The organism is Pseudomonas sp. NY8896 (assembly GCF_039634505.1).
In genome coordinates this window covers 932,690-944,120 of record NZ_CP132350.1, presented here as the reverse complement: position 1 = coordinate 944,120, position 11,431 = coordinate 932,690, and the positions used below count along the sequence as shown (strand labels likewise).

Sequence of the window (11,431 nt, the reverse complement as noted above, 5' to 3'; positions counted from 1 at the left end):
CATCTACCTCAGTTTCAGGGTTGCAAGGCCGATCAGCACCAGGATCACGGTGATGATCCAGAAGCGGACGATCACCCGTGGCTCTGGCCAGCCCTTGAGTTCAAAGTGGTGGTGGATCGGCGCCATGCGGAACACGCGCTTGCCGGTCAGCTTGAAGGAGGCGACCTGGATCACCACCGACAGGGTTTCGACAACGAAGATGCCCCCCATGATGAACAGCACGATTTCCTGGCGCACGATCACGGCGATGGTGCCCAGCGCAGCGCCCAGCGCAAGCGCGCCGACGTCGCCCATGAACACTTGTGCCGGGTAGGTGTTGAACCACAGGAAGCCCAGGCCGGCACCGATCAGCGCGCCGCAAAACACAATCAGCTCGCCCGAGCCCGGCACATAGGGGATCAGCAGGTATTCGGCGAACTTCACGTTACCTGACAGGTAGCAGAAGATGCCCAGCGCACCGCCGACCATCACTGTCGGCATGATTGCCAGGCCGTCGAGGCCATCGGTGAGGTTGACCGCGTTGCTCGAGCCGACGATGACGAAGTAAGTCAGCACCACGAAGCCGACGCCCAGCGGAATGGTGACATCCTTGATGAACGGCAGGATCAGGGTGGTCTCCACGCTGGTTGGCGCGGTCTTGTACAGGAACACTGCCGCCGCCAGGCCGAACACCGACTGCCAGAAATACTTCCAGCGGCTCGGCAGGCCACGCGAGTTCTTTTCGATCACCTTGCGGTAGTCATCGACCCAGCCGATGGCACCGAACGCCAGGGTGACGATCAGCACAACCCAGACGTAACGGTTGCTCAGGTCCGCCCACAGCAGGGTGCTGACGGCGATGGCCGACAGGATCAGCGCGCCACCCATGGTCGGGGTGCCGGACTTGGACAGGTGCGATTGCGGGCCGTCGTTACGCACGGCCTGGCCGATCTGGCGAATTTGCAGGGTACGGATCATCCACGGCCCCAGCCACAGCGCCAGGGACAACGCGGTCAGTACACCAAGAATCCCGCGCAGGGACAGGTACTGGAAGACCGCGAAGCCTTTGTGGAACTGTTGCAGATACTCGGCCAACAGCAGCAGCATTAATGTTTCTCCCCGCTGGCACCGCACAATGCCGCCACGACGTTTTCCATCGCAGCGCTGCGCGAGCCCTTGATCAAAATAGTGGTGTCGCTGGCGTGTTCGGCGCTAACTGCGTCGATCAGCTCAGCTTGAGTAGCGAAATGGCGGCCATTGGCGCCGAACGCCTTGACCGCGTGTGTCATGTTGGAACCCACTGCGTACAGGGCATCGACCTTGCCACGCGCGTAGTCACCCACCTGACGATGGCCTTCTTCCGCCCATTGCCCCAATTCGCCGATATCCCCAAGCACCAGGACGGTGCGTCCGGAAAAGCCGGCGAGTATATCAATGGCCGCGCACATGGAGGAGGGATTTGCGTTGTAACTGTCGTCGATCACCCGTACCCCGTTCGGCGCAATCTGTGCCACGGTACGGCCCTTGACCGGCTGCACTGCAGCCAGGCCGGCAGCAATACCGTTCAGGCTCAGACCAACGGCATGCGCAGCGGCGGCAGCGGCCAGGGCATTGCTGACGTTGTGCTCGCCCAGCACATTGAGTTGCACGTCTACTGTTTCACCCGCGCCATGCAGCTTGAACGACGGACAGCCACGTGCATCGCGACCGATGTCCGTGGCGTGGAAATCGGCCTTCGGGTTGCTGCGCGCGAAACTGACGACCTTGTGCGAGCCGGCACGCGCACTCCAGATGGCGAAGGCCTTGTCGTCCAGGTTGAGGATGGCAATGCCGCCCTCGCCCAGGCCTTCGAGAATCTCGCCCTTGGCTTCGACAATCTTCTCCGGGCCGCCGAACTCGCCAACGTGGGCGGTACCGGCGTTGTTGATGATGACCACCTGCGGCTGGGTCAGGCCCACGGTGTAGCGGATCTCACCGATGCGCGAGGCGCCCAGCTCGATCACTGCGGCGCTGTGCTCCGGGGCGATCTCCAGCAGTGTCAGCGGCGCACCGAGGTCGTTGTTCAAGTTGCCACGGGTAGCGTGCACCAGGCCACGGGTACGCAGGATGCTGGCGAGCATTTCCTTGACCGTGGTCTTGCCGCTGGAGCCGGTAATGGCCACCACCGGTTTGTCGAATGCGGCGCGGTTCAATGCACCGAGTTGGCCAAGGGCCAGGCGGCAATCGGCCACCAACAGCTGTGGCAGGTCTACATCGGCGACTTCACGCTCTACCAAGGCTGCGACCGCGCCTTTGGCTTTTACATCGGCCAGGTAGTCGTGACCATCGAAACGCGGACCGGCCAGGGCGACGAACAGTTGCCCGGCGCCGACACTGCGGCTGTCGATGCTGACACCGGTAAACGTGGCGTCGGCACCGATTTGTCGACCACTCAGTGCTGTGGTCAGCTGGCTGAGTGATAGTGGCTTAAGCATGTGGCGCCTCCCAGGCTGCAAGTGCCTTTTCGGCTTCGGTCAAATCGGAGAAGTCATGGCGCTCGCCATTGATCTCCTGGTAATCCTCGTGCCCCTTGCCAGCCAGCACGATCACGTCGTTGGCAGCAGCGGAGGCAATCAACTGCGCGATGGCCTCGCCACGACCGGCAACGAACTCGACCGAGACAGGCCGGGCGAAACCGGGACGGATGTCGTCGAAGATGCGCTGTGGGTCTTCGGTACGTGGGTTGTCATCGGTGACCAGTACGCGATCGGCCAGGCGCTCGGCCACTTCGGCCATCAGCGGGCGCTTGCCGCGATCACGGTCGCCGCCGCAGCCGAACAGGCACAGCAACTTACCGTGGGCGTGTGGGCGCAGCGCTTCGAGCACTTTTTCAAGGGCGTCCGGGGTGTGGGCGTAATCGACCACCACCAGCGGTTTGTCGCCGCCACCCAGGCGCTGCATACGGCCTACCGGACCGTGCAGTTGCGGGGTGACCTTGAGGATTTCGTCCAGTGCATAATCCAGTGCCAGCAGTGTCGCGACAGCGGCGAGCATGTTGCTCAGGTTGAAGCGCCCCAGCAGCTGACTGCGCAGGATACGCTCACCTTGTGCGGTAACGATCGTCGCGCGCACGCCATCGTCACTGAACGCGGCCTCGCGACAGAACAGCGAGGCATCTGGGTTTTCCAGGCTGTAGCTCAGCAGCCGGGTGTCGATATGGTCGACGCTCGGACGGCGGGCAAAGTCAGCGGCCAGGCGACGGCCAAAGGCGTCATCCAGGTTGACCACCTGGCAACGCAGGCTGGGCCAGGCGAACAGCTTGGCCTTGGCGGCCTCATAGGCCTCCATGCTGCCGTGGTAGTCGAGGTGGTCGCGGGACAGGTTGGTCATCACCGCGATGTCGAACTCCAATGCGGCGACTCGGCCTTGCTCCAGGGCGTGAGAGGAAACCTCCATGGCCACAGCCTTGGCGCCCTGCTTTTTCAAATCGTAAAGGGTCGACTGCACGGCAATCGGGTCGGGCGTGGTCAGACGGCCGCTCTGCAGCTCCCCGTAGAAGCCGGTACCCAGGGTGCCGATCAAGCCGCAGCGCTGGCCGAGCAGGTCGAGCGCCTGGGCCACCAATTGGGTAACGCTGGTCTTGCCGTTGGTCCCGGTCACACCGACCAGGTTCAGCTGGCGGCTGGGTTCGCCATAAAAACGCCCGGCGACATCCGACAGCTGTGCGATCAGGCCCTTGACCGGAATCAATGGCACTTCGGTCAGCGGCAGCACGGTGGCGCCCTGCTCTTCATAGGCCACGGCGGCGGCACCACGGGTCAAGGCATCGGCGATATGCTCGCGGCCATCGACCTTGGCACCCGGCACGGCCAGGAACAGGTCACCCGGGCGCACGTTGCGGCTGTCCAGGGTCAGTTCACGAATCAGCGGGTCACGGCTGGCGTGGGCGAAAAGTTTGCTTAATGGCATTGTCATCATCCACGCCCTCCCTTGGCGGCTGTTGCATTGACTTGCGATTGCACGGCAGGTGCCGCGGGTGCTGGTGGCGGCAGGTTGTCTGGCGGCACGTTCATCAGGCGCAGGGTGCCGGACATGACCTTGCTGAACACCGGCGCCGAGACCAGACCACCGAAGTAACCACCCTTGCCCGGCTCGTCGATGACCACGACGATGGCGTAGCGCGGGTCGCTCATCGGCCCGAAGCCGGCGAACAGCGAGCGGTAGGCGTTTTCGGTGTAACCCTTGGAGCCCACGGTGGCTTTACGCGCGGTGCCGGACTTGCCGGCCACGTGATAGAACGGCACCTGGGCACGGAACACACCACGCGGCGCTTCAATCACCTGCTGCAGCATGCCTTGAACGGTTTCGGCGGTTTCCTTCGGAATGGCCTGCACCGCTTCCGGGGCCTTGTCGACCTTGATGATCGACAGCGGCACCATCTTGCCGTCGTTGGCCAGCGCTGCGTAGGCATGCACCAGTTGCAAGGCAGTCACCGACAAGCCATAGCCATAGGACAGCGTCGCGGTCTCGGCCTTGCGCCACTCGCGGTGGTTGGGCAGGTTACCGACACGCTCGCCCGGGAAGCCAAGGCCGGTGTACTGACCCAGACCGACCTGGGACATGACCCGGTAGATGGCCTCGCCCCCGATGTCGAAGGCGATCTTGCTCATGCCGACGTTACTGGAGTTGATCAGGATGCCGGTCAGGTCGAGGATCGGGCCCTCGCTGCGCGACACGTCCTTGATGGTGTAGCGGCCGATCTGCAGGCTACCCGGGTACACCTCGACCTTGTCGGTCGGCTTCCAGCGGCCGCTCTGCAGCGCCGCGCTCATGGAAATCGGCTTGACCGTGGAACCCGGCTCGAACACATCGATGATCGCCCGGTTACGCATGGCCGCCGGGAACATGCTGCGGCGGTTGTTGGGGTTGTAGGTCGGCTGGTTGACCATGGCCAGGACCTCACCGGTCTTCACGTCCATGATCACCAGGCTGCCGGCCTTGGCGTCCTGCTCGGCAATGGCATTGCGCAGCTCGCGGGTAGCCAGGTACTGCAGGCGCAGGTCTATCGACAACGCCAAGGTCTTCCCGGCCTTGGCGTTCTTGGTTACCTGGATGTCCTTGATCAGCCTGCCGCGCCGGTCCTTGATCACCTGGCGCTTGCCTGGGACACCGGCCAGCCACTCGTCATAGGCCAGCTCCACCCCTTCACGACCGTGGTCGTCGAGGTCGGTAAAGCCGACCATGTGCGCGGTGACATCACCGGCCGGGTAGAAGCGGCGGAATTCTTCCAGGCCGTACACACCCGGCACTTTCAAGTCGAGCACGTGCTGGCCCTGCTCCGGGGTCAGGCCACGCACCAGGTAGATGAACTCTTTGTTGGCCTGCTGAGTCAGGCGTTCGATCAGCTGTTGCGGGTTTTGCCCCAGCGCGGCAGCCAGTTGCGGCCAGCGCTCCTTGGAGGCCTGCATTTCCTTGGGGTTGGCCCACAGGGTGGTAACCGGGGTACTCACGGCCAATGGCTCACCGTTGCGGTCGGTAATCAACCCACGGTGCGCCGGGATGGGAATGTGACGCAGGCTGCGCGCATCGCCCTGGCCCTTGAGGAAGTCACGGTCAACTACCTGCAGGTCGATGATGCGCCAGCAGATCGCACCGACCATGATTGCCAGCAAGCCGATCACCACGCGGAAGCGCCACGGGTAGAGTGCGCCTTCGAGCTTCATCATGGCGCCACCATCCGTACTTCGTCAGCCGACGGCACGCGCATTTTCAGCTGTTCGGAAGCCAGGTTCTCGATACGGCTGGCGGCGGTCCAGGTGCTCTGCTCCAGAATCAGCCGGCCCCATTCGGCCTGAGCCTTGTCGCGCTCGCTCAATTCACCGTACAGGGTATTGAGCAGCTGGCGGTTCCAGTGCGCGCTGTAGGACACGGCAATGGCCGAAACCAGCACGCCAACGAACAGCAGAAGCATCAGGAAGCTTCCGCCTGGCAAAGGCTTGGCGAACAGCCTGCTCACCGCAGTTTCTCCGCCACACGCATCACGGCGCTACGCGACCGCGGGTTGGCCTTGAGCTCGGCTTCGGAGGCGAACTGGGCCTTGCCGATGAGTTTGATTTTTGGCTCGAAGACCTTGTGCTGCACCGGCAGGTTGCGCGGCAGGTTGTCGGCCTCGCCTTTCACCAGCTTGCGCATGAACAGCTTGACGATACGGTCTTCCAACGAGTGGAAACTGATGACCGCCAGACGGCCCCCGACTTCGAGCGCATCGAGTGCGGCTTCAAGGCCAGCCTCAAGGTCGCCCAGCTCGTTGTTGACGTGAATGCGAAGCCCCTGGAAGGCACGGGTAGCCGGGTTTTTACCTTTTTCCCAAGCCGGGTTGGCCACCTTGAGCACTTCTGCCAGGTCGGCGGTACGGGTGAACGGCTGCTTTTCGCGGCGTTCGACCACGGCCCGCGCCATACGCCCAGCGAAACGCTCCTCGCCGTACTCCTTGAAGACGCGGGCGATTTCTTCTACTGGCGCAGTGGCGATGAACTCCGCGGCACTGATGCCCTGGCCCGGGTTCATACGCATGTCCAGCGGGCCATCATTGAGGAAGCTGAAGCCACGCTCGGGGTCATCCAGCTGCGGCGAAGACACGCCCAGGTCCAGCAGCACACCACTGACCTTCCCGTGCAGGCCGCGCTCGGCCACCTCAGCGCCCAGCTCGGCAAAGCTGCGCTGCACAATGACAAAGCGGCCGTCTTCGGCCGCCAGCGCTTGCCCCGTGGCAATCGCCTGTGGATCTTTGTCGAAGCCCAGCAGCCGCCCTTGCGGCCCGAGCTTGCTGAGTATCAGCCGGCTGTGTCCGCCACGGCCAAAGGTGCCGTCCAGATAGCAACCGTCGGCGCGCAGGGCCAATGCCTCGACAGCTTCGTCGAGCAGGACGGTAATGTGGTTGAAGCCGCTATCTATGGTCACAGGATCAGGTCACGCAATTCGTCGGGCATGGCGCCCGGTTGTTGAATAGCTGCAAGGTCGGCTGCCGAAACCGCGTTCCAGGCATCTTCATCCCACAGCTGGAATTTGTTCAGTTGCCCCACCAGCATCGCCTTCTTGTCGAGCTTGGCGTACTCACGCAGGCGGGGCGGCACCAGGAAACGACCACTGCCATCGAGCTCCAGGTCAACCGCATTACCAATCAGCAAGCGCTGCAGGCGGCGGTTTTCCTCACGCAACGATGGCAAGGCACGCAACTTGGCTTCTATCTGTTCCCACTCATCGAGGGGATAAACACACAAGCAGGGGTCTACGGCGTCGATGGTCACGATCAGCTGACCATTGCAACGCGAATCGAGCTCGTCACGGTACCGGCTCGGCATGGCGAGACGGCCCTTGGCATCGAGGCTGACGGCGTTGGCTCCGCGGAACACGGCTGCGATTCCCCACAATGTTAGCTTTTTTGTGCCAGAAAACCCACTTCATCCCACTTTCTGCCACTTGCGCACACTATAGGAATCCGTCCGCAGCACCGTCAAGGCGCGTTCATAAGGAAAAGCCTTACAGGACCGAGATTTAGCGCGATAAGGGAATGTGGAAGGACTGCCGAAGAGAAAAAAACACGTGAAAAATCAAACCCACTCAAGCGAATGGAGTTCAAAGTTAAAGTGATTTATCAAGAGTAAGATTTTTTCGGTATTACCAGAGAGGATCTGCTACCGAATCACGCAGGGAAGGAAAGGTGGAGAGTCGATCTGTAAGCCGGGTTTTGTCGAGGACAGTCATTCCTCTACGACGGCCATCACTGGACGCCTCTAGCAACCTACCCGGTTCCGACGCGGGCCACGCCTGATGGAACCCTATTTGGTCTTGCTCCGAGTGGGGTTTACCTAGCCACGCACTGTTGCCAGACGTGCGGTGCGCTCTTACCGCACCTTTTCACCCTTACCGGCACCGAAGTGCTTAGGCGGTTATTTTCTGTGGCACTTTCCGTAGGCTCGCGCCTCCCAGGCGTTACCTGGCACTCTGCCCTATGGAGCCCGGACTTTCCTCCCCCTGCTGTCCACACAACAAAGTTGCGGAACAAAAACAGGCAGCGACTGTCTGATCGACTCTCCGCCGCCAAGGTTACCGGCACGCGCGCACAAGAACAAGCAATACCGGTATTTATATCAAAGTGCCACTATTCGGCTTTCTGCTTTTCAAGGGCAAGTTGATACAACAGGTTCTTGCGCACACCGGTAATTTCCGCGGCAAGTGCCGCCGCCCGCTTCAGCGGCAACTCGGCCAACAGCAGGTCGAGCACACGCTGCGCCTCGGCGCTGATGGCCTGCTCGCCCTCCGGCGCACTCCAGCCGCCGACCAGCACCACGCATTCACCGCGCTGCTGGTTGCTATCACCAGCAACGAATGCACGTAGCTCCGCCAGCGGCAAACCCTTCAGGGTCTCGAAGGTTTTAGTCAATTCGCGCGCCAGCAACGCCGGGCGGTCGCCACCAAATACCGCTTCCATGTCCTCAAGGCACTCCAGGATCCGGTGCGGGGCCTCATAGAAAATCAGCGTACGTGGCTCTTCCTTTACTTGCTCCAGGCGTGCCCGACGCCCGGCCTGCTTGGCCGGCAGGAAGCCTTCGAAGATGAAGCGGTCCGACGGCAAGCCGGCTGCCGACAGCGCGGCGATCAAAGCACAGGCGCCCGGCACCGGCACCACGTTCACGCCCGCGGCCCGCGCCTGGCGCACCAGGTGGTAACCCGGATCGGAAATCAGCGGCGTGCCGGCATCGGAAACCAGCGCCACATGCTCACCCGCGAGCAGCTTGGTGAGAAAGCGCCCGCCCTCGTCGCGCTCGTTGTGCTCATGGCAGGCCGCCAACGGCGTATCGATGCCAAAGTGTTGCAGCAGGCGGATCGAATGACGGGTGTCTTCGGCGGCGATCAGGGCCACATCCGCCAGCACCTTCAGCGCCCGGGCGCTCATGTCGTCGAGATTGCCGATGGGGGTTGCCACCACATACAGCGTCCCCACCGTGGATTTCGAAGCCCCTGCCACATCAGTCACTGCGTACACCTGTCATTTGGATCAAAGGCGCCATTGTAGCCCGAGCGCCTGCAACAGGGCGCAAAGATCTTCGCCGGCGATCAGTAACAAGCCGCCTATAGTGAAGGATCGACACAGCAACATCGCGCCCCGGCCAGTGCTTGGGTACAATTGCCGGCCAACTTGATCGAGTAACAGGACCTTTACATGATCGCTTGCCTGCGGCTGCTCACAGCCCTCTGCCTCGCCGCCCTGCTGGCAGCCTGCGCCAGCTCGCCCTCATCCAGCCTGGGCGAACTGCCACGCACCCCGGACGCCAGCATCGAGCAACTGCTCGAAAAAGCCGCTTCCAGCAAGTCTGCTGAAGACGCGGCCCTGCTGCGCCTGAGCGCGGCCGACCTGGCCTACAAGCAGAAGGATTTCCCACGCGCCGCACGCATTCTCGAGCAGGTTCCGCTGGACACGCTCAAGCCGGCCCAGCAAGTGTTCGCCAGCACCCTCGCCGCCGAGCTGGCCATGAGCCGCAACCAGCCCAAAGCGGCCCTGGCTGCCCTGGCCCACCCCAGCCTGCAGCGCGTAGCTGAGCTGCCAAAGGAACAGCAAGCGCGCACCTACAACGTGCATGCCGCCGCCCTCGAAGCCGACGGCCAGGCCTTGGCGGCCGCACAACAGCGCGTGCTGCTGGCCCCGCTGCTCAGCGGCCAGGCCGCCAGCGCCAACAATGACGCCATCTGGGCCCTGGTTGCCTCACTGCCGGCAGAGCAACTGCAACAGCCAGCCAACGATCAGACCCTGGCCGGCTGGACCAGCCTGGCCTTCGCCGTGAAAAGTGCAGGCACCCTGGAACAGCAACAAGCGGCCATCGAGACCTGGGTCAAACAACACCCGGACCACCCTGCCGCCCAGCAACTGCCGCTGGCGCTGACCAAGCTCAAGGAACTGGCCAGCCAACCGCTGACCAAGGTCGCCCTGCTGCTGCCTCAGGAGGGCCCGCTGGCCGGTGTTGCCCGCGCCCTGCGTGACGGCTTCATGGCCGCTCACTTCCAGGCCCAGCAAGCCGGCCAACCGGCACCTGCCGTGCAGGTGTTCGACAGCTCGCGCATCGGCTCGCTCGATGACTTCTATCGCCAGGCCCAGGCCGCCGGCGTGCAACTGGTCATCGGCCCGCTGGAAAAGCCGCTGGTGAAGCAACTGGCCGCCAAACCGCAATTGCCGATCACTACCCTGGCCCTGAACTACGCCGACGCCGGCCAGAAAGCCCCGCCGCAACTGTTCCAGTTCGGCCTGGCTGCCGAAGACGAAGCCCGCGAAGTAGCCCGCCGCGCCCGCGCCGATGGCATGGTCCGCGCCGTGGCCCTGGTGCCGAGCGGTGAATGGGGCGACCGCGTACTGGCCGCCTTCCGTCAGGACTGGGAAGGCAATGGTGGCACCCTGCTCGCCGCCGAGCGCATCGCCCAGCCGGTCGCCCTGGCCCAGCAGATTGCCGACCTGTTCCAACTGCGCCAGAGCGAAGGCCGCGCCAAGAGCCTGCAAAGCACGGTAGGCGGCAGCATTGCCGCACAACCGTCGCGCCGCCAGGACATCGACTTCATTTTCCTCGCCTCGACCCCACAGCAGGCCCAGCAGATCAAGCCGACCCTGAACTTCCAGTACGCCGGTGACGTACCGGTCTACGCCACCTCGAACCTGTACAGCGCCAGCGGTGACGTCAACCAGTACAACGACATGAACGGCATCCGCTTCTGCGAAACGCCGTGGCTGCTCGACACCAGCAACAGCCTGCGCCAACAGGTCGTACAGCAGTGGCCACAGGCCGCTGGCAGCCTGGGCCGTCTGTATGCCATGGGCGTCGATGCCTACAGCCTGGCGCCACGCCTGGGCCAGCTGAAAGCACTGCCGGACAACCGCGTCCTGGGCCTTTCGGGCAGCCTGAGCATCAACGCCAACCAACGCGTCGAGCGCCAGCTGCCATGGGCCGAGTTTGCCGGCGGCCAGGTCAAGCGCCTGCCTGACACCCCGCGCTGATGCCTGCAGCATCGCCTACCCGTGCCGGGCAAGCAGCAGAGACCCAAGCCCTTGAGTACCTTCAGGGGCAAGGCCTGCAACTGCTGGCACGCAACTGGCGATGCAAAGGCGGTGAGCTTGATCTGGTCATGCTCGACGCCGATACAGTAGTATTCGTCGAAGTCCGCTACCGGTTGCACGCGGGCTTCGGAGGCGCCCTCGACAGTATCGATGGGCGCAAGCAGAAACGGCTGGTGCTTGCCGCCAGCCTGTTCCTGCAGAAGGAGCCCCACTGGGGCAACCACCCCTGCCGCTTCGACGTAGTCGCCCTGCAGGGCAGCCACCATGCAGGCAGACCGCTTCAATGGCTGAAAAACGCCTTCGAATGCTGAACCCACTTCGTTTTTTTTGCTCTATGTTTCGCGGGCTGGTCGTTGTTGCGCGTAGCAAAGG

The 11,431-nt window shown here is 63.1% G+C and carries 10 protein-coding genes and 1 other RNA gene; 2 read left to right on the top strand and 9 right to left on the bottom strand.

Annotated features, from left to right (window positions below; genetic code table 11):
- Positions 1-3 precede the first annotated feature (3 nt).
- The 9 genes from mraY to rsmI all read right to left on the bottom strand — a co-directional run bounded on the left by mraY (position 4) and on the right by rsmI (position 8,914).
- Positions 4-1,086, bottom strand: a complete 1,083-nt coding sequence (gene mraY / locus Q9451_RS04200; RefSeq protein ID WP_003251852.1) for a phospho-N-acetylmuramoyl-pentapeptide-transferase — start codon at positions 1,084-1,086, stop codon at positions 4-6.
- On the bottom strand, positions 1,086-2,453 hold the full coding sequence (murF, locus tag Q9451_RS04195) for a UDP-N-acetylmuramoyl-tripeptide--D-alanyl-D-alanine ligase (protein WP_012274062.1): 1,368 nt from the start codon (positions 2,451-2,453) through the stop codon (positions 1,086-1,088). Before murF ends, mraY begins: the two co-directional genes overlap by 1 nt.
- Positions 2,446-3,933, bottom strand: a complete 1,488-nt coding sequence (locus Q9451_RS04190; protein ID WP_041166783.1) for a UDP-N-acetylmuramoyl-L-alanyl-D-glutamate--2,6-diaminopimelate ligase — start codon at positions 3,931-3,933, stop codon at positions 2,446-2,448. The genes murF and Q9451_RS04190 overlap by 8 nt, the downstream gene beginning before the upstream one ends.
- Entirely contained in the window at positions 3,933-5,681 is a 1,749-nt protein-coding gene (locus Q9451_RS04185) for a penicillin-binding protein 2 (RefSeq protein WP_171577224.1), read from the bottom strand. The genes Q9451_RS04190 and Q9451_RS04185 overlap by 1 nt, the downstream gene beginning before the upstream one ends.
- The gene (gene ftsL, locus Q9451_RS04180) at positions 5,681-5,974 is read right to left on the bottom strand and encodes a cell division protein FtsL (protein WP_012274065.1); all 294 of its coding nucleotides are present in this window, start codon (positions 5,972-5,974) and stop codon (positions 5,681-5,683) included. Before ftsL ends, Q9451_RS04185 begins: the two co-directional genes overlap by 1 nt.
- Positions 5,971-6,912, bottom strand: a complete 942-nt coding sequence (rsmH, locus tag Q9451_RS04175) for a 16S rRNA (cytosine(1402)-N(4))-methyltransferase RsmH (RefSeq protein WP_171577225.1) — start codon at positions 6,910-6,912, stop codon at positions 5,971-5,973. The genes ftsL and rsmH overlap by 4 nt, the downstream gene beginning before the upstream one ends.
- Positions 6,913-6,914: 2 nt before the next feature.
- Positions 6,915-7,370, bottom strand: coding sequence for a division/cell wall cluster transcriptional repressor MraZ (gene mraZ / locus Q9451_RS04170; RefSeq protein ID WP_004575120.1), 456 nt, complete (start codon positions 7,368-7,370; stop codon positions 6,915-6,917).
- A 308-nt stretch (positions 7,371-7,678) separates the two neighbouring features.
- Positions 7,679-8,052, bottom strand: an RNA gene (rnpB, locus tag Q9451_RS04165) — RNase P RNA component class A.
- Between the two features lie 67 nt (positions 8,053-8,119).
- Positions 8,120-8,914: a 16S rRNA (cytidine(1402)-2'-O)-methyltransferase gene (rsmI, locus tag Q9451_RS04160; protein WP_231118587.1), complete on the bottom strand. Its 795-nt coding sequence runs from the start codon at positions 8,912-8,914 to the stop codon at positions 8,120-8,122.
- 267 nt (positions 8,915-9,181) lie between these two features.
- On the opposite strand from rsmI, the gene Q9451_RS04155 reads away from it, so the two are divergent.
- Entirely contained in the window at positions 9,182-10,999 is a 1,818-nt protein-coding gene (locus Q9451_RS04155; RefSeq protein ID WP_012274068.1) for a penicillin-binding protein activator, read from the top strand.
- Complete coding sequence (locus tag Q9451_RS04150; protein ID WP_012274069.1) at positions 10,999-11,370, top strand: YraN family protein; 372 nt, start codon at positions 10,999-11,001, stop codon at positions 11,368-11,370. The genes Q9451_RS04155 and Q9451_RS04150 overlap by 1 nt, the downstream gene beginning before the upstream one ends.
- The last annotated feature ends 61 nt before the right edge of the window (positions 11,371-11,431 follow it).

What these genes read in the sequence shown, in the direction of transcription:
- Q9451_RS04185 (WP_171577224.1), bottom strand. Translation starts at nt 5,681, where the DNA reads ATGAAGCTCGAAGGCGCACTCTACCCGTGGCGCTTCCGCGTGGTGATC.
- mraY (WP_003251852.1), bottom strand. Translation starts at nt 1,086, where the DNA reads ATGCTGCTGCTGTTGGCCGAGTATCTGCAACAGTTCCACAAAGGCTTC.
- Q9451_RS04190 (WP_041166783.1), bottom strand. Translation starts at nt 3,933, where the DNA reads ATGACAATGCCATTAAGCAAACTTTTCGCCCACGCCAGCCGTGACCCG.
- Q9451_RS04150 (WP_012274069.1), top strand. Translation starts at nt 10,999, where the DNA reads ATGCCTGCAGCATCGCCTACCCGTGCCGGGCAAGCAGCAGAGACCCAA.
- Q9451_RS04155 (WP_012274068.1), top strand. Translation starts at nt 9,182, where the DNA reads ATGATCGCTTGCCTGCGGCTGCTCACAGCCCTCTGCCTCGCCGCCCTG.
- rsmI (WP_231118587.1), bottom strand. Translation starts at nt 8,914, where the DNA reads ATGAGCGCCCGGGCGCTGAAGGTGCTGGCGGATGTGGCCCTGATCGCC.
- murF (WP_012274062.1), bottom strand. Translation starts at nt 2,453, where the DNA reads ATGCTTAAGCCACTATCACTCAGCCAGCTGACCACAGCACTGAGTGGT.